Source organism: Caldicoprobacter algeriensis, assembly GCF_023838525.1.
Classification (GTDB): domain Bacteria; phylum Bacillota; class Clostridia; order Caldicoprobacterales; family Caldicoprobacteraceae; genus Caldicoprobacter; species Caldicoprobacter algeriensis.
Map to the genome: position 1 here is coordinate 1 of NZ_JAHUQD010000010.1, position 17,765 is coordinate 17,765.

The 17,765-nt window shown below is 43.1% G+C and carries 13 protein-coding genes and 1 riboswitch; of the genes, 10 read left to right on the forward strand and 3 right to left on the reverse strand.

Going from position 1 to position 17,765, the window contains the following annotated elements; all coding sequences use genetic code 11:
* The first annotated feature begins 223 nt into the window (after positions 1-223).
* Both KVG29_RS07250 and KVG29_RS07255 read left to right on the forward strand, forming a co-directional pair.
* Positions 224-2,758 carry a carbohydrate binding domain-containing protein gene (locus tag KVG29_RS07250; RefSeq protein WP_252227577.1) on the forward strand — a complete coding sequence of 845 codons (2,535 nt, stop codon included), beginning with the start codon at positions 224-226 and terminating at the stop codon, positions 2,756-2,758.
* A 105-nt stretch (positions 2,759-2,863) separates the two neighbouring features.
* Positions 2,864-3,511, forward strand: coding sequence for a class D sortase (locus KVG29_RS07255; RefSeq protein ID WP_252227578.1), 648 nt, complete (start codon positions 2,864-2,866; stop codon positions 3,509-3,511).
* A 145-nt stretch (positions 3,512-3,656) separates the two neighbouring features.
* Here the strand turns inward: KVG29_RS07255 and KVG29_RS07260 are convergent, their stop codons facing one another.
* Positions 3,657-4,283, reverse strand: a complete 627-nt coding sequence (locus KVG29_RS07260) for a hypothetical protein (protein ID WP_420840538.1) — start codon at positions 4,281-4,283, stop codon at positions 3,657-3,659.
* Positions 4,284-4,771: 488 nt separating this feature from the next.
* Here KVG29_RS07260 and iscB point away from each other — a divergent pair, with 488 nt between their 5' ends.
* The 4 genes from iscB to KVG29_RS07280 all read left to right on the forward strand — a co-directional run bounded on the left by iscB (position 4,772) and on the right by KVG29_RS07280 (position 11,827).
* Complete coding sequence (iscB, locus tag KVG29_RS07265; RefSeq protein WP_252227579.1) at positions 4,772-6,046, forward strand: RNA-guided endonuclease IscB; 1,275 nt, start codon at positions 4,772-4,774, stop codon at positions 6,044-6,046.
* Positions 6,046-8,463: a Lon protease family protein gene (locus tag KVG29_RS07270; RefSeq protein WP_252227580.1), complete on the forward strand. Its 2,418-nt coding sequence runs from the start codon at positions 6,046-6,048 to the stop codon at positions 8,461-8,463. Before iscB ends, KVG29_RS07270 begins: the two co-directional genes overlap by 1 nt.
* Positions 8,464-8,653: 190 nt before the next feature.
* The gene (locus tag KVG29_RS07275) at positions 8,654-10,123 is read left to right on the forward strand and encodes a VanW family protein (RefSeq protein ID WP_252227581.1); all 1,470 of its coding nucleotides are present in this window, start codon (positions 8,654-8,656) and stop codon (positions 10,121-10,123) included.
* A 45-nt stretch (positions 10,124-10,168) separates the two neighbouring features.
* Positions 10,169-11,827 (forward strand): TGS domain-containing protein, encoded by a 1,659-nt coding sequence (locus KVG29_RS07280; RefSeq protein WP_252227582.1) that lies wholly within the window; start codon positions 10,169-10,171, stop codon positions 11,825-11,827.
* Between the two features lie 129 nt (positions 11,828-11,956).
* Here the strand turns inward: KVG29_RS07280 and KVG29_RS07285 are convergent, their stop codons facing one another.
* Both KVG29_RS07285 and KVG29_RS07290 read right to left on the reverse strand, forming a co-directional pair.
* Complete coding sequence (locus KVG29_RS07285; protein WP_252227583.1) at positions 11,957-12,484, reverse strand: folate family ECF transporter S component; 528 nt, start codon at positions 12,482-12,484, stop codon at positions 11,957-11,959.
* A 79-nt stretch (positions 12,485-12,563) separates the two neighbouring features.
* Positions 12,564-12,660: riboswitch (THF riboswitch) on the reverse strand.
* A gap of 171 nt (positions 12,661-12,831) precedes the next feature.
* The gene (locus KVG29_RS07290; protein ID WP_252227584.1) at positions 12,832-14,136 is read right to left on the reverse strand and encodes an FMN-binding glutamate synthase family protein; all 1,305 of its coding nucleotides are present in this window, start codon (positions 14,134-14,136) and stop codon (positions 12,832-12,834) included.
* Positions 14,137-14,299: 163 nt separating this feature from the next.
* Here KVG29_RS07290 and yfbR point away from each other — a divergent pair, with 163 nt between their 5' ends.
* The 4 genes from yfbR (at position 14,300) to KVG29_RS07310 (ending at position 17,639) form a co-directional block, all read left to right on the forward strand.
* A complete protein-coding gene (gene yfbR, locus KVG29_RS07295; RefSeq protein WP_276576452.1) occupies positions 14,300-14,878 on the forward strand; it encodes a 5'-deoxynucleotidase in 579 nt (192 codons plus the stop codon).
* Between the two features lie 54 nt (positions 14,879-14,932).
* A complete protein-coding gene (locus KVG29_RS07300) occupies positions 14,933-15,073 on the forward strand; it encodes a hypothetical protein (RefSeq protein ID WP_252227585.1) in 141 nt (46 codons plus the stop codon).
* Between the two features lie 409 nt (positions 15,074-15,482).
* Entirely contained in the window at positions 15,483-16,955 is a 1,473-nt protein-coding gene (gene rhaB, locus KVG29_RS07305) for a rhamnulokinase (protein WP_252227586.1), read from the forward strand.
* A gap of 300 nt (positions 16,956-17,255) precedes the next feature.
* Positions 17,256-17,639 (forward strand): sensory rhodopsin transducer, encoded by a 384-nt coding sequence (locus KVG29_RS07310; protein ID WP_252227587.1) that lies wholly within the window; start codon positions 17,256-17,258, stop codon positions 17,637-17,639.
* Positions 17,640-17,765 lie beyond the last annotated feature (126 nt).

Genomic DNA, 17,765 nt, shown 5'->3' on the forward strand with positions numbered 1-17,765 from the left:
GCCTAAAGGACAGGTTAAAAACCGGGCTATATGCTAGCCCGCGTAATAACGTCTAGTTTTTAAAAAAGCCAGGGTGGGTCAAATTTTATCTGTTAAAAATGGGTCAATTTAAATCCGCTATTGACAAGTAGACTATGTTCGTGTTTATGAGCTAACGGGCAGACCTTATAAAGAAGTAACTGAACCAACGATAGAAAAAGAACCTCTACCAGCAGACAGCAAATTGCCTCTTGAAGATGGCAACTGGGTATATGATGCTGATTATCAAAATTCTTTCACAATTGTTGATGCAGGGGATAAGCAACTTGATCCTCAGTACTGGAACCTCGTATACCTGCCAGAGTTTGGTGGAAATGCTTCTGTTACAGTTGAAGAAATAAATGGCAGGAATTTTGCCAAAATTGATATATCAAATGGCGGTAATCAAATCTATTCTGTACAGTTGATACAAAATGTAACATTGGGCAAAGGAAGGATATACAAATTAAGCTTTGATGCAAAAGCATCGGCTCCTAGGACTATGAATGTAAAATTGGGCGCTGGTGCAGAGAGAGGATGGGTATTGTATTCTAAAGATGAAAAGGTATCTCTAACTGATCAAATAAAAACTTATGAGTTTATTTTCCAGATGGATAGAGAGACCGATACAAGAGCCAGGCTTGAATTTAACATGGGCTTGAATACAAATTCTGTGTGGATTGGGAATGTTCGCTTGGAAGAAGTGGATTCTTTATTCAATGAAGAGGGGCCAAAAGTACCTTTGGGAGATGGCAATCATATCTACAACGGTACTTTTGATCAAGGATATATTCACAGAATGACCTTCTGGAGTCTTATGTTAGATGGTGCTCAAGCTGAGGCCAGTGTTGATGAGAATGACCGAGAACTGAAAGTATCAATAGCTGATGGAGGACATGGACCGGACAGTATTAAAGTGATCCAGAAAGGTATGGACTTAAGAAAAGGCAGCGATTATAAAGTTTCATTTGATGCAAGAGCATCACAGAATAGGGATATTATTGTCCAGCTGACTAGCAAGGATGGCAATGTCATCTATGCTCAACGGTCTGTAAGCTTAAATACGTCAATGCAAGAATATGAGTTTTATTTTACAATGAACCATGAAAGCGATAATGAAGGGCTGTTTGTGTTCCTCCTTGGCGGTGATGAGGGAGATGTATATATTGATAATGTTAAGATGTTTAGGACCTCTATAGACTATTCCGATGTTGATATATATCCATTGAACAATGGTGATTTTTCACAGGGGAAAAATTATTGGAACCACTGGAATGACAGCGGGGGTATTTCTACATTCTCTATAGAAGATGAACAGGCAAAAATTGCTGTAACGGCTATTGGCAATAACCCATGGAGCATTGGCTTGGAGCAAGGGAACATGGCATTTACCAAAGGTGTAGAATATGTACTCTCCTTTGATGCAAAGGCGACCGTTGATAGGCCTTTGGAGATTGTAATTGAAAATGCTACTTATCACAGGTATTTCAATGAAATAGTTAATCTTACGGACCAAATGCAGACTTACGAATTTGTGTTTACAATGACCGATGATGATATAGTTTCTCTGAAGTTTTTAATGGGCAATGTTGCAGGAATTGGGACGGTGGGAGCGCATGATATTTACATTGATAATGTTGTTCTTCAGGTAAATAATCCTCCGGTTTTGAGACCACCTCAGTTAATTGCTGATACTGAAAACAATAATGTTCATCAGGAAATAACGATAACCTTTGTCGACGATGCATCATGGCGCAGCGCTATAACTTCTGTTGAAATCAATGGAAAGGAATTGAGTCCAGAACTCTATATTGTAGAAAATGGGAAAATAATAATAGCGGGTGATAATTTCCCAGAAGCGGGTACCTATATTATCACTGTAAAAGCTGATGGTTATGCTGACGCTGAAGTGGTTCAGAATATCATAGGACCTGATAAGGAATGGAGAGAAGTTGGTGAAAACCTTTTAGCAAACGGTGGCTTTGAAGAAGGTCTTGAAGGGTGGAAAACCCATAATCAGGGTGATTATGAGCAGTGGGCAGGATTGGCCGAGTTTTCGGTTGAGAACGGAGAATTAAAAGTAGAGATTAAGCAGGTAGGCTGGGCATGGTGGCACATACAGCTGTATCAAGAACCGGTCAATGTTGCTGCAGGCACTTACAAGATATCCTTTGATATGCGTTCGGATGCGGAAAGGACAGTATATGTGGAGCTTACGGGTTCGGGTGTGGCGAGACAAGATTTTGTTGTGGATAACACAATGAAGACTTATGAAGCAATCATAGAAGTGCCTTCGGACGGTAGCTATAAGTTTATGTTTGGATTGGGAAGAGAGCCTAACGAAGAAATACTTAATACGCCATATAACATATTTATCGATAATGTAAAACTAATAATGGTAGAAGAAGTAGAAGAGTCTGAAGAACCTGGAGAGCCTAAGGAACCTGGTGAACCTGGAGAATCTGAGGAACCTGAAGAGCCTGAAGAACCTGAAGGCCCTGGAGAGCCTGGAGAATCTGAGAAACCTGAAGAACCTGATGAGCCTGAAGAACTTGGAGATGGAGAGAATGATGTGTCAGAGGACAAAAAGGATAGAATTGTAAAAACGGGCTCTTGGTTAGATTTTAGGACATTAGTGTTAGTGGGTATCTTGCTTTTCTTGATGGGCGGGGTTTTGATGTTAAAAGAGAGGTTAAAAAACAAAAGAACAATCATCCAAAAGCTTAAAAATATGATATAATAACCAATGAGTTTAGGTGGCGGCGCAGTATTGGTTAAATGTTATGCCGCCATCTAGTTTTATTGTTTCAGTTAAATAGCATTTCTATTTAAAAGGAGGAACCAAATGAAAACGCGCATTTTAGGAACCATTTTAGTTTTTGCTGGTTTGAGTATTATCATATACGGAATATATATTAGATATGATACGCTAAATACTCAGCAAAGAATTATACAGCAGTTTGAAGATGTAATTAAAAAAACAGATGAAGCCGACAATGAGGTTAATAATAAGACAGTCGATGATGAAGCGAATAATAATAACGATACAGATAATATAGAACAACAGCATGCCGATGGCGGCTTATTGAAAATTGAGGGCATAGATGTTATTGGGGTTATGGAGATACCCAAGATAGACCTTAAAGTGGCTGTGGCAGAAGGAACTGACAAACAAACGCTAAAGAAAGCTGTTGGACATTTTGAAGGCACCGCCATGCCGGGAGAAATAGGCAACTTTGCTGTGGCAGGGCATAGGAGCTACACCTACAATGAGTTTTTCAATAGATTGGATGAGATGGAAATAGGGGATGAAATCAGGGTTAAAACCACAAAAGGGGAATTTGTATATGAGGTAACTGATATTTTTGTGGTAGAGCCGCACGAGGTATGGGTGCTTGATCCAACTCCGGAAGCCACCATTACTCTGGTTACATGTACACCTATAAGGGTGGCCACTCATAGATTGATTGTTAAGGGAAAATTAAAAAACTAATCAGCTGCCTAACAAACATCCAGACTGCAAAAACATATTATAAGCAAAGAATACCCATTAAAGGGTATTCTTTTTGTCTTAGAATTTGCTTGGATGGTGTGCAGGGTAGGGAAAATACGGCTGATCATTGTATGATAGCTAGAACTTAACCTAATGTTGCAATCCTTAATTCCATCCAATCGAAAGCTATCCAATCATCCGGGTTGGCATCGGATGTATTTACGATTTCCACTCGATTGTTTCGCCTCAGATTGGGAATGTTTAGGACCAATTCCCTCCAGTTGTTAAATATGCCTCCTGCCGGTCTTCCGTGAACGAAGGGGACTCTACCATTGAAGACTGTAATGTTGTTGATTGTGATTCTTGCTGCATATCTAGATTCTGCAATATCATAATGATCGTCTAGTACTCCCCGGATTACTAGTTGTGCTCCTCTCAATCCAAAAAGCAATAGAGACGCTGGTATTTGGAAAGTCCATACTCCTCGAGTACCAGTATACAATATATCAGCATTGCCACTTGGATTACCGTAGTTAGGGAATCCTGTTAACTCCTTAAATAGTGTAAGCCTGGTAACTGGCCTATTATCCGACAATACAGGTGGAGGATTCTGTAGAAGGAAATATGGTGCTTGGGCTGTTGTCATGTTGGTTGTCTGATTATACATGGTACCGGAATTATAAGGATAATAGGCTAAATAGTCATTATCGATACCTGGACAAGAGTTGGGCATGCGGCTGTATACAAATGGATATCTATGATAACCTAACATTTGTTATTGCCTCCTTTAAACAAAATGGATATTATATTATTATGCATTATTTGGGAGTTTTGCCACATATGCGACAGCTTAATGGGTTTCAATGACACAATTAGCCTACTCTTTTGGGGGAAAGTGTCCTTTTATATTTACATAATATGGTATATACAAGTTAAAACTATTATTGATCTCCTATTGTTTAATTAACGAATATACTGTTTAATAGAAATATAAGCAGCGTTTAAGGAGGGTATTGTCAACAACCCACCGCTTAAAGAAGCGGGGGCTTGCGAAGGGCTCTGGTTGACTAGCCTCAGCCACCAGCACAAAGCTGACGGGGCTACGTTAGACAGGTCATGACACCCCGGGGTGCTGCTCAAGCTCCGGGCTCTGTCGTGCAGGTTTAAACAGTCCTGAGGGGTAGGGACAGTAACCTGTGCATGACAAGCCTGTCTAACATTGGCGATGAGCACCTAACTCCGCAAGGAGGCTTACCGCATATGGTGTATGTAATTTCAAAGACAGGAAAACCACTAATGCCAACCGAAAGATACGGCAGGGTAAGACGGCTCTTAAAGCAGGGACTTGCAAAGGTAGTCAAACGGGAACCGTTTACAGTCCAGCTTTTATACGATACCACCACCTACACACAGCCGGTGACTGTAGGACTGGATATAGGTTCTAAGACAACAGGTGTATCGGCTGTTACGGAGAAGAAAGAGATATTCTCTGCAGAGATAGAGCTGAGGGACGATATTAAAGGGTTGCTGCTTGAACGAAGGCAGTACAGGAGGATGAGAAGATACAGAAAGGTGCGCTACCGCAAACCCAGGTTTTTAAACAGAGCAAGGGATAATGGATGGCTTGCACCCAGCCTTCAATGGAAGGTAGATGCACACATCAGGATAGTAGATATGCTTGGCAGGATAATGCCGATAGAGAGAGTAGTGGTTGAGATTGCACCGTTTGATACGCAGAAGATACTAAATCCCGACATACAAGGTCAAGATTATCAGAACGGCGCACAGAAGGGTTTCTGGGATGTAAGGGAATACTGCTTATGGCGAGCTGGTTACAAGTCTGAATTATCAGGTAAAAGGGGTATATTAGAGGTTCACCATATAGTTTCGAGAAGCGAAGGAGGGACAGATACTCCCAGCAACTTAATAGTGCTAACGGCAGATGAACACAAAGCGGTGCATGAGGGCAGGATAAGGATACCGAAGTCAAAGGTTGAGAAGGTGAAGATGTTTAAGGATGCAGCGCATGTATCGACGATAGGGTGGCACATAGTTAACAGATTAAGAGAACGTTATTCTGTGGAAGTGACATATGGGAGTACAACGAAGGCGAAACGATTAAACTGTGGTATGGAGAAGTCGCACAGAGCCGATGCATTTATAATAGCCGGTGGGGATTTGCAGGAGAGATTGAGGGAATGGTACTTAGGGAAGTTTTTGAGGCGACAGAACAGGTCATTGCATAAAGCGAATCCCATCAAGGGTGGGGTAAGACCTGTTAACAGGATTAAGGAGGCATATGGTTTTAGGCGATATGACAGAGTAGAATACGAAGGTATGGTAGGGATAATAGCGGGTTTAAGGAGCAGTGGATATTTTGCTATAAGAAGTCTTTCAGGGGAGAAGATACATGATAGTGCAAAACATAGCAAGTTAAGACTTATAGAGAGGGCAAAGACGTTAATGTTAGAAAGGAGGAAAGAGCGCATTCCTCTCCATCTTGAAGAAGATGGAGTCTCCTGCGCTCGTATATGATGAATAAGCCGAAAGAGCTGGAACCCAAACAGCTGAAAAAGCAATGGCCTTCTTTATGCTTACCCTTTGAAACCACTGAAGAGCTGGAGCCGCTTCAAGGGATAATAGGGCAAAAACGGGCTGTGAGGGCTATGGAATTTGGCGTTCGGACAAAGGCGCCGGGATACAACATATTTTTAACCGGTATAAGCGGTACTGGTAAAACCACCTATGCCAAGGAGTATATAACCCAAATCGCCAAACAGCAGCCCGTACCAGACGATTGGTGTTATGTGTACAATTTCGAAAATCCCAGCCAGCCTGTTGCCATCAGGCTCCCCAGTGGCAAGGGGAAAGAGTTTTTACATGATATGGAAGAGCTCATAGAAGACTTAAAGGCTGAAATTTCCAAGGCGTTTGGCGGCGATGAGTACGAAAACGAAAAAGCGCTCATATATAAAGAGATGCAGGAGAAGAGAAATGAGCTGTTTAACCAATTCAACGAGTATGCCAAACAGCAAGGCTTTCAAGTAAATACCTCCAGTGCCGGCATATACTTTACTCCTATAATGGACGGTCAGCCGTTGGGTGAAGAGGAATACAACAAGCTGGACGAGGAGACAAAAAAGAGCATAAATGAAAGGTTGACACAGATTCAGCTGCAGGCTGTGGAAGTAATAAGGAAAATAAAGGAACTGGAGAAAGAGGCTAAAAACAGGGTAAAGGAGCTAGAAAATCGCATAGGCACGTTTGCTGTAGGCATTCACATCGAAGACATGAAGAAAAAGTATGCTGCATATCCTAAAATCTTGAAATATCTGGACGACCTCATGAAGGATGTGCTGCAGAGCATCAGCAATTTCAAAGAAAGCGAATCGTCAGAAGAGGACAATCCCATTATCCATGCATTAAGGCGAACTGCTGAGAGTACGCAGCATAAGTACAAGGTAAATCTTTTGGTGGACAACAGCGATAGGGAAGGTGCTCCTGTCATCATCGAGTATAACCCCACGTATAGCACGCTCTTTGGTAGCCTGGAATACGAGAACAAATTGGGTACCATGGTGACCGATTTTACAATGATCAAGCCCGGCGCTATACACCTCGCCAATGGTGGTTACCTTATACTCCAGGCTAAGGACGTCTTGAGCGTGCCCTTCATGTGGGAGGGTTTAAAGAAGGTACTCAAAACAAAATCAATTACCGTTGAAAGCTTGAGAGATCAATGGGGCCTTATAAGCATGTCGGGTTTGAAGCCCGAACCTATTCCGGTTGATATAAAGGTCGTGCTGGTGGGCAGTGACCTGTTGTTCCAGCTCCTTCATCAGCTGGATGAGGATTTTGCCAAGCTATTTAAGGTTAAAGTGGATTTTGACGATGAAATGGAGGCCAATGAAGAAAATCTGCTGGGTTTGGCCAAATTCATAAGCGGCTATTGCCGTAGAGAGAATCTCAGGCACTTCAGCAGAGATGCCGTACTCAGCGTGGCTGATTACGCTTCGAGGTTGGTGGAACATCAGGAGAAGTTTACTACACGGTTCAATGACATAGTAGAGATAATCGTTGAAGCCAATACCTGGGCAGAAGTTGCTGGGAAAAGCATCGTTACATCCCAAGAGGTCAAAAAAGCGATTGAGGAAAAGGAATACAGGTCCAGCAAATACGATGAGAAGCTAATGGAGCTGCTCAAAAATGACGTTATCATGGTGGAGACCGAAGGCGAGGCTATAGGTCAAATAAACGGCCTGGCAGTCATCCAACTGGGTGATTACGTGTTTGGCAAGCCAACCAAGATAACGGCAACCACGTTTATGGGGCGCAGCGGAATTGTCAACATTGAAAGGGAAGTGGATATGAGCGGCCGTATCCACAGCAAAGGGGTTATGATTTTGAGCGCCTATATAGGAGAGCAATATGCTCAGGAGATTCCTCTGGCCCTTACTGCCAATATAACGTTCGAGCAGCTTTATAGTGGTATAGAGGGCGATAGCGCATCCAGCGCCGAGCTTTATGCCATACTGTCAAGTTTAGCCGAGGTGCCGATAAAGCAGGGTATAGCCGTTACGGGGTCCGTCAATCAAAAGGGAGAGATACAACCTGTAGGAGGTGTAACCTATAAAATAGAAGGGTTTTTTGAGCTCTGTAAGGCCCGTGGCTTGACGGGAGAACAGGGGGTTATTATTCCTTATCAGAACATAAAGAATTTGGTGCTAAAGGATGAGGTTATTGAAGCAGTGAAAGAGGGAAAGTTTCACATATATCCTATCAAGACGATAGATGAAGGCGTCGAGATACTGATGGGAATCCCTGCAGGCAAGAAGCTAGAAAACGGATTTTTCGAGAAAGGAACGCTGCATGAAAGAGTATATAATAAGCTCCGTCAATATGCATTGACCATGGTCAATTTTGGCAAGGAGGATAAAGAAAGCGAAAACTAGTATATAACAAACATTTGCCCGTAATATTTTTGTTAACTTTTCTTAACAGTCTTGTTCTATTTTTTTATACATTATGTGGTATAGTGTTTTATGGATGTCTTTGTCCAGTTAGAGTGTTCATAGCTGTTTTTACACCTATTTAGTCTATGCATTTTCTAAATTAAATTAATAGAATTATGGGGGAATACGTATGGAAGAAACAAATTTAAATGCTGTAGAAATCACCCAGGCTAATCCTCGACAAAGCAATGCGCGTCGCATCGCAATAAGTTTATTGATTGTTTTTCTTGTTCTATCTGTTATCTGTCTTGTCGGGTATGGAATTAAGAAGATGATAGATTACAGAAAATGGATTCAGCACATGAGGGAAGTTGTTGAAGTTCCTACTTTTTATCACGGAATATGGGTGGATGACGTCAATTTAGGAGGATTGACATTTGAAGACGCAAGTGCTATTCTCCAGCAGAAATCCAGCGAGAAGCTTGGGAAGATCCGTTTTGATCTGGTATATGGTGATAAGCGCTGGACTTTTACCTATAAAGACATAAACGCTTATACTGATTGGGACATAAAGATTGTCGAGGCCTATGAAGCTGGCAGAAAAGGGACGCTAGAGGAACGCTATAACAGGGTAAAAGAGATAGAGGCTAACGGCCTCAAGTTGCAAACCTCGCTTTATTATAATTTGGACAAAATTAAAGATGATATAGAGGCCATTGCAAAGGAAATCAGCTATGATCCAGTGGATGCCGAAATAAGGTTTTATCCCGACAGAACGGTCAAGTTTGAAATCACCGAAGAAAAACCAGGGCTCTTTCTAGATGCTGAAGAGGTTTTCAATACAATAAAGCAAAGGATGGAAAAAGGGGAATATGGCGAAATAGTGCTGGTCCCAACTGAAGTTGCACCTCGAGTTACCAAAGCTGATTTGCAGAAGCTTACACATCGCATTGTGCAGTTTTCAACAAGTTTGGGAGGTAGCAGCGCTGATCGCAAGCATAATGTGCGTCTGGCTTTAAGCAAGGTGAATGGATACAGGCTGGACCCAGGGGAAGTGCTTTCGTTTAACAAAGTTGTAGGGCCCAGGACGGCCAAGGCGGGTTTCAAACCAGCACCGGTCATTATGCCGGATAAGAGCATGCAGGATGATTACGGTGGGGGGGTATGTCAGGCGTCCAGCACTCTTTACAATGCTGCGCTCAGGGCAAATTTGGAAATAGTTGAGCGGTATCATCATTCGTTCCCTGTGGCATATCTTCCGGCAGGTTTGGATGCCACAGTATCCTACGGAGGAGCGGATTTGAAAATTAAAAACAATAGAGAAACCCCTGTTTTTATTCGGACATTTTCAAGCGGTGATAATGTATATGTAGAAATTTATGGCGAACCATTTCCCAATAATGGGTATATAGAGTGCACTTCTGTTATTAAGGAAGTTGTGCCGGCGCCCCAACCAAAGCGAATTTTAGACAAAGAGGGCAAATATGTAAAACAGCCCGGCGGCGAGTATGAATATGTAAAGTCGAGAAATGGTTACAAGGTGACCAGCTATAAAACCTATTATGAGAACGGTAAAAAAGTCTGGACTAAAGTAATTGCCAATGATTATTATCGCCCAATACAGGGTATTATTTATTACAGACTTAAAGCTGAGGAATAATATGGATTAGTGGTTAAGCTTGTATGAACTAGAGGAGGATTAAACGTGTCCAATACAATAACTGTAAAAGTAAAGGGCGAAGTTAAGATATTCCCAAAGGGTATAACGTTGGAAGAAATAAGCCAGTATTTTTCTGAAAAATATGCTGCGCAAATTGTCGCAGCTAAAGTTAACAACAGGCTCAAGGAACTGACGGAAACTCTGGAAGAAGATTGTGAGGTGGATTTTGTTGACCTTTCCACCGATGATGGTGAGAGAATCTATCTGCGCAGTTTGATATTTGTGTTTATTAGGGCCTGTAAAGAAATATTCCCAGATAGCAGGGTTATAGTAGAGCATTCAATGAATAAGGGAATTTATTGTGAAGTACACGGGAATTTTACCCTTTCTCCCAGGCAGGTGCACAGGATAGAAGAACGAATGAGGGAAATCGTTGCTCTCAATGAACCCTTTGAAAGGTTTGAGGCTACCATAGATGAAGCCAAGCGCATATTTGAGGAGATGGGCTTTAAGGACAAGTTGAAGATTCTGGAGTATCGGCCTGAAAAGACGGTATACCTTTATAGATGTGGATGGATGGTAGACTACCTGTTCGGCTATATGGTTCCGCGGACAGGGTATCTCACAAAGTTTGAATTAAAATTTTACCTTCCGGGGGTGATCATTAGATATCCCAGGAAGGAAAATCCACATGAGTTGCCTGAATTCATAGACAGCCCCAGGTTATCCAGGGTCTTCCGGGAGGCAGAGAAGTGGGGGGTACAGATCGGGGTAGAGAATGTAGCTGATTTAAATGATGTAATCAAGCGTGGAAAGGCTGGCGAGCTTATCAGAGTATGTGAGGCTTTACACGAGAAGCAGATTGCCCAGATTGCAGACGAGATAGCCACACAGAGGGACAGGATACACATCATTCTCATTGCGGGGCCGTCTTCGTCAGGTAAGACCACCTTTGCACAGAGGCTGCGCATACAGCTGATGGTCAATGGTATGAACCCAATCCCTATTTCCATAGACAATTATTTCTTGGAAAAAGAATATATTCCATTAGATGAAAACGGCGAGAGGGATGTAGAATCGATTAAAGCAATAGATATAGAATTGTTTAATGAGCATTTAATTAGGATAATCCAGGGGCAGGAGGTTGAGATACCGTATTTTAATTTTGAAAAGGGCAGACGTGAATATAGGGGGCACAAGATAAGGATTGACGATAACCAGCCGCTCATTGTGGAGGGAATTCATGGCCTTAACGAAGAGCTGACCGTGATGGTGCCAAAGAGGAATAAGTACAAGATATATATAAGCGCACTTACCCAGCTTAACATTGATGACCATAACCGCATCCCTACCACCGATAGCCGGCTTATCCGCAGAATCGTACGAGATTATCAGTTCCGTGGGGCATCGGTGGAGGATACCCTGAAGATGTGGCCTGGGGTACGTCGCGGGGAGGAAAAGTATATATTTCCTTATCAGGAGCAGGCTGATGTCATGTTCAACTCGGCTTTGACTTATGAGCTTGCTGTTTTGAAGCCGTTTATAGTGCCGCTTCTTGAAAAAATACCCTCTGAGCATCCGTATTATCCAGAGGTGAATCGCCTTAAGAAATTTATAAAGTACTTCCTTGAACTGGATGACAGCGAGGTGCCACGTACTTCGATTCTAAGGGAATTTATAGGTGGAAGCTGTTTTAAGGTGTGATACTTATAAAGGTGCGACATCCATATAGATTCAGCAGAGGTAGGAGCTGATTCATCTTTGGAAACCTTCTCAGTAGGCAAAAAATAGGCCTGCTTAAGTTAAAAGCAGGCCTATTAAAATCATCACCATTTATTGTTTTATAAAGTAAAACACCCCCTGCGAGTGTTTTATGACCATCTTTATTATTATTGCATACGCCGGGACTAAGATGGCTTTCCCGATAATTCTGGGCAGTAGCAGCGCCAGGTAGGCTTTGCCGTGCATCAAGCTCAACCACAGCGTATTGAGCAGAACGGAAACTGCGGCTGTAGCTGTAACTATGATTATTACAAAGAACCAGTTCCAGTAATTGCGATAGTACCTGGCCATCAAACCGGGGATTAACCCTGTCAAAGCAGCTGTTAAGGTAAATCCAGGAAAATAGGGGCCACCAACGGGACTGATGGCATATCCTATAATGTCGGACAAGGCGCCGCAGGCTGCTCCGTATACAGGTCCCAGCAAAATGCCGCTTAACATTATAGGGACCTCGCCGAAGCTGAGGCGCAAGGCGAAAACGCCAAGTATATTGACATTACCTGCAAAAAAGCGCGTGAGTATGATGCTTATAGCAGTAAGCAGTCCGGTATATGCCATCTTTCTTATGCGGCTTTCCACAAAAAAAGCACCTCCTTTCTCTTTAGATGGCAGAGAATGCCACCTTAAAGAGAACGAAATGCCTTCTCTCATACAAGGTGGCAGCGGATGCGGTACTGCATCGCAGGCCATTTAAGCCTTTCGTCCAGGGGCAACATCCCATCCCCTGGCACTTAACGCGCAGCACCTACTCTGCCCATCCTTTTACGTAGTTACTTTCGCTCCATTATATCAGAAAAAAATTTGGGAGGCAATATGTTCCCATTAAAAAATATTCCATTAATTTTCAGCTTTTCGGCTGCTGAATTTCATAAATCCAGCAAGTGGATGAATTGACGCATAATCACATAGCTTGTTGGAAAATCGATTTAAATGGGATGAACGTTATATCCCAGCTTTACTCCGGTTATCTGCGTCATTTCAGGAGTGAGCGCTACCATATCATCTTTGTTTAGCTGATGAATGGAATTTTTCCCAAGACAGCGGAGGGCAATATCCATTTCTTCCTGTAGAGCCTTCAAAAAATTGCTAGCACAGCTGGCGGCTTCGTCTACGTCGAGCAATTCGGTGTGTTTGCCGTTGTAGAGGTAAAGGTCGGTGGGGCTGGCTCCTGCGGGCAATTTATTTAGCTGCGTGTATATAGCTGCAATAGCCACCGGATATCCGATGTAAAAAGCATCGGCTCCAAGCGCTTTGGCTTTCAGCATATCCCCACTATCTCTAAACCCCCCTGCCATAATTAGAGATATCTTGTCCCTGCAATTGTTCTTTTCCAGGTATTCCACTGCGCGCACCAGCGCGTATAGGGTAGGAATGCCGAAATTGTTGATGGTTATTTCTGCGCTCCCTGCTGTTTCACCTTGGGCACCGTCAATTACCACAGCATCGGCACCGGAATATAGAACCGTATCCAGGTCCTGTTCGATATTTCCCGCTGCGATCTTGATTGCTATCGGAACGCCGCCGGTTAATTCTCGCAGTTCATCCACCTTTCGCTTAAGGTCATCTCTATTGTTTATGTGGGGAAACCGTGTGGGCATTACGGCGTCCTGCCCTTCTTTGAGTTTTAAGTGTTTTCGGAATTCATCTCCGATTAACTTATTCCCTATTTTAAATCCGTCACCCGCACTTGCTCCCTGGCCCATCTTAATTTCGATCATGTCAGCCTGTTTGAGTTCCTCCGGGGCATTGCCCCAGCCTGCACGGTTGTACTGCACCACATAGAGTTTGGCTATGTCGCGCTCTTTTTGCAAAAAGCCTGCCTCGCCTGAATTGGTAGCAGTTCCTATGGATGTAGAGGCCTTAGCCAAGGCTATTTTAAGCTGCAGGCTTATAGAGGCGCCGTAGGCCATGCCTGCGATCATAAATGGCACAGGAAGTATCATGGGTTTTTTAGCGTTTTTTCCTATCACTACCTGGGTGTCCATTTCGGTACCATCTGGAGTTGGAAACATATTTGGGATGAACATCAAGTCCTGAAAATCTTTGAAATTGAGAGTAGAACCTAAAGGTTGCATGAGGGGTTGCCCGTTTTTTGCCCGCTCGGCAATTCCCATGAATTTTATGAAGGAGTAGTTGTCAACCAGCCAAGGGGCTTTGACCATTTTCATATCGCTCATCTTTTCCAGTATTTGATCCATCAGCCGACTGTACAGATATTGCATTAATGCCATAGCTATCACTCCTTTTATTGGTTTTTTTATTTATAGGTAAGTATTTGATACTGTAGAGAATTTTATTCCACGCAAGGCTTTGACTTCATGAAGAGGTGTGCTAAAATGATAAATAAAGCAGGGGTGCTATCAAAATTTTATAATACTTTGGGAGGAATTCAGTTTGAGTCATTTCTTTGCCTATCTATCCAGAATGAAATTTATACAGCGCTGGGGCCTTATGAGAAACACCTGCCAGGAAAACATTCAAGAACACAGCCTGCAGGTGGCCATGATTGCCCACGGATTGGCGGTTATAAAGAACAGGTTCTTCGGTGGCAAGGTCAATCCGGAGAGGGTACTGGCTCTGGCTGTATTCCATGAGGCTTCCGAGGTCATAACCGGCGATTTGGCTACTCCCATCAAATACTTTAATCCTGAGATAAGCAAGGCCTACAAAGAGATCGAAAGGGTTGCTGCGAAGAAGCTGCTGGATATGTTACCCGAAGAGCTAAGGGATGAATACAGCAGTTTATTTTTTATTGAGGAGGTGGATGCCGAGCACTGGAGGATAGTGAAAGCGGCCGATAAGATATGTGCATATCTAAAATGCGTTGAGGAGATAAAGGCAGGGAATCAGGAGTTTTCAAAGGCCATGAAGGCTATAAAGGCCCAGATAGACCAGATGGATTATCCAGAGGTCAAGTATTTTATGGAGCACTTCGCTCCCAGCTTTTCATTGACGCTGGACGAGTTAAATTAGAAATATAGCAATGCAGGTCTTAAGGTTTATCTGTAGTGGCGCAATCCCAGATGAGTGCACAAGGTATGGTCAATAAGGACCATAGTCTTGGTTGCGACTGTGGTATACGAGCTGGTCGGTCCGGTGATCGCCAAGGCAGCGCTGCAAAGGGCAGGCGAAATAAAACCCGATATCTTTATGGAAGAGGGTTTTTGATTTTATGTAATATCGGATGTAATATCGGCCACGTGTGGTGTTTATATTTAACATCATTTTTGATAAAAAATTAAAATTTTTTTGAAAGGATTTTTAATATGGATGGCGAATTTATATAATAGTAATGTGATTCTTTTTAAAATATTATACCTGTAAGCTTTACAATAGTTTGTTAGGTTGTGTTATTTTTATGTTATTTTTGTTATTTTATCTGAGATAAGCAAGAAGACTTTATCTTCTATAAGTTGGAGATGAATTGCGGGCAAAGGTAAATATACATGACTTAAAGTAGCTGGCGAGTCTGCTGTTGAGCAGATAGGCCAAACTTCTCACAAAGTCACCACCTCTACAGGTGGTTGGTAGTTTACCTGTTATAATTATTAACGGATAAAAGGAGGAATGTATCGGCATGAAAACTTTAAATTTACTGGCATTTGATTTTGGGGCCAACAGCGGAAGGGCTATTTTAGGGCGGTTTGATGGTAAGAAGCTATCAATAGAGGAGATACACCGGTTTTCAAACGATCCAGTAAAGGTTGGGGGACATACATACTGGGACGTTTTGAGGCTTTTCTGGGAGATGCGGCAAGGATTATTGAAATTTGCCCACAGCGTTGATGGCGAGCTGTCCTCCCTTGGCATCGATACCTGGGGAGTGGATTTTGGCCTTTTGGATTCATCGGGAGAACTGCTGGGCAATCCATACCATTATCGTGATAGCCAGACCGAAGGCATGATGGAAAAGGCTTTTGCAGTTGTATCCAGAGAAAGAATCTACGAGTATACCGGCATAGCTTTTCAAAAGTTTAACACCATTTACCAGCTGCTTGCCCTTAAGGAGAGAAACTCCCCTATTTTGGAAAAAGCCGATACGCTGCTGTTTATGCCAGATCTATTGGCTTATTTCCTGACAGGCGAAAAGTCCACTGAGTATACCGAAGCGTCCACCAGCCAGCTTCTGGAGGCCCGCAGCAAAACCTGGTGTACTGAACTTATAAATGCTTTGGACTTGCCGGATCACATATTCACCGCGATACAACAGCCCGGAACCGTAAGAGGGAACATTTCCTCATATATAGCCGAAGAGCTGAATATAGGCAGGGTGCCAGTGGTAGCGGTGGCCACTCACGATACCGGTTCGGCCGTCGTGGCGGTGCCCGCTGTGGAGGACGACTATGTATATTTGAGCAGCGGTACATGGTCCTTGATGGGGGTAGAAGTGAAGGAGCCCATTATAAATGAGCAGGCGCTGCAGTGGAATTACACCAACGAAGGAGGTGCCGAAAACAGCTACAGGTTTTTGAAGAACATCATGGGACTCTGGATTATTCAGGAATGCAAGCGGGTATGGGACCGTCAGGGCGAGGTTTACAGCTTTGCACAGCTTGAGGAAATGGCAAGGGGCAGTGAACCGTTTAAGGCGTTTATCGATCCGGATCATGATGATTTCTACGCTCCCAGCGATATGCCGCAAGCCATTCAAAACTTCTGTGCCAGGACCGGGCAAGCGGTGCCTCAGACCAAGGGCGAAATCCTGCGCTGCGTCTATGAAAGCCTTGCCATGAAATACCGATGGACCATTGAAAGGCTGGAAAAGATTTTGAACAGGCCGTTGAAGGTTCTTCACATAGTAGGTGGGGGTACGAAGGATAAGCTGTTGAATCAGTTCACCGCTAATGCCATAAACAGGCCGGTGATATGCGGGCCTACAGAGGCAACCGCTATAGGCAATTTGATGATGCAGGCCAAAGCCCTGGGTGAAGTGGCCAACCTGCGTGAAATTAGGCAGATTATCAGGGATTCTTTCCCAACGGTGGATTACATGCCTCAAGATGTAGAGGCATGGGATGAGGCTTATGAGAGGTTCTTGAAAGTAGTGTGATTCGGCTAAATTGCTATCCAATGAGTTTAAGATTATCATGTGATGGAGCAGCCATTTGAGCGTGGAAAATCTGGTGCGGTAACTTAATATTGACTAGGAAGCTGTGTCATTTCCATAAGTAGCGGTAGTTCACATGGGAAAAATTGTGTTTGAGAGGAGAGTAAGGTAGAGACTACCACAGCCTACGGATGTGGGTGTCGTATCACATGTTGTAATCTTTAAAGTAGTACTAAGGGGTCAAAAAGAAAGTTACCACCTCTATAAGGTGGCAAAATTTCAATTTTATTGGAGGGTGGATTGATGAATACAGATCAAAAAGCTGGTGCAAAGGTGTGGTACATACCGGATTGTTATTATCCTTCTATAAGCAGTCCAGGGCACTATGCAAGTCATGAAGCGGTATGCGTTCTCAATCCGGGAAAGGAAGACGCTCATATAACCTTAACTTTGTATTTTGAAGATCGAGAACCCATGCGCGGTTTTCATGCTGTGTGTAAAGCTGAGCGTACCAACCATATACGTCTGGATAAGATAAAGGACACAAATGGCAACGGGGTGCCCAAGGGTGTGCCCTATGCCATAATGGTAGAGAGCGACCAGCCGATAATAGTTCAATATTCCAGGCTGGACACCACACAAGCTGAGATGGCCTTGATGACAACCATGGCCTATCCGGTTAAGTGATTATGATTTCTTATTTGAGGTAAGCAACATGAAATCACCGCAAGCTGTAATGCAAGTTTGTGAATTGCATTTTGCATGCTGAACTGCTTATTATAAAAAAAATGACAAAGTTCAATACAAATAGTA

What these genes read in the sequence shown, in the direction of transcription:
- KVG29_RS07255 (WP_252227578.1), top strand. Translation starts at nt 2,864, where the DNA reads ATGAAAACGCGCATTTTAGGAACCATTTTAGTTTTTGCTGGTTTGAGT.
- KVG29_RS07260 (WP_420840538.1), bottom strand. Translation starts at nt 4,283, where the DNA reads ATGTTAGGTTATCATAGATATCCATTTGTATACAGCCGCATGCCCAAC.
- iscB (WP_252227579.1), top strand. Translation starts at nt 4,772, where the DNA reads ATGGTGTATGTAATTTCAAAGACAGGAAAACCACTAATGCCAACCGAA.
- KVG29_RS07270 (WP_252227580.1), top strand. Translation starts at nt 6,046, where the DNA reads ATGAATAAGCCGAAAGAGCTGGAACCCAAACAGCTGAAAAAGCAATGG.
- KVG29_RS07275 (WP_252227581.1), top strand. Translation starts at nt 8,654, where the DNA reads ATGGAAGAAACAAATTTAAATGCTGTAGAAATCACCCAGGCTAATCCT.
- KVG29_RS07290 (WP_252227584.1), bottom strand. Translation starts at nt 14,136, where the DNA reads ATGGCATTAATGCAATATCTGTACAGTCGGCTGATGGATCAAATACTG.
- rhaB (WP_252227586.1), top strand. Translation starts at nt 15,483, where the DNA reads ATGAAAACTTTAAATTTACTGGCATTTGATTTTGGGGCCAACAGCGGA.
- KVG29_RS07310 (WP_252227587.1), top strand. Translation starts at nt 17,256, where the DNA reads ATGAATACAGATCAAAAAGCTGGTGCAAAGGTGTGGTACATACCGGAT.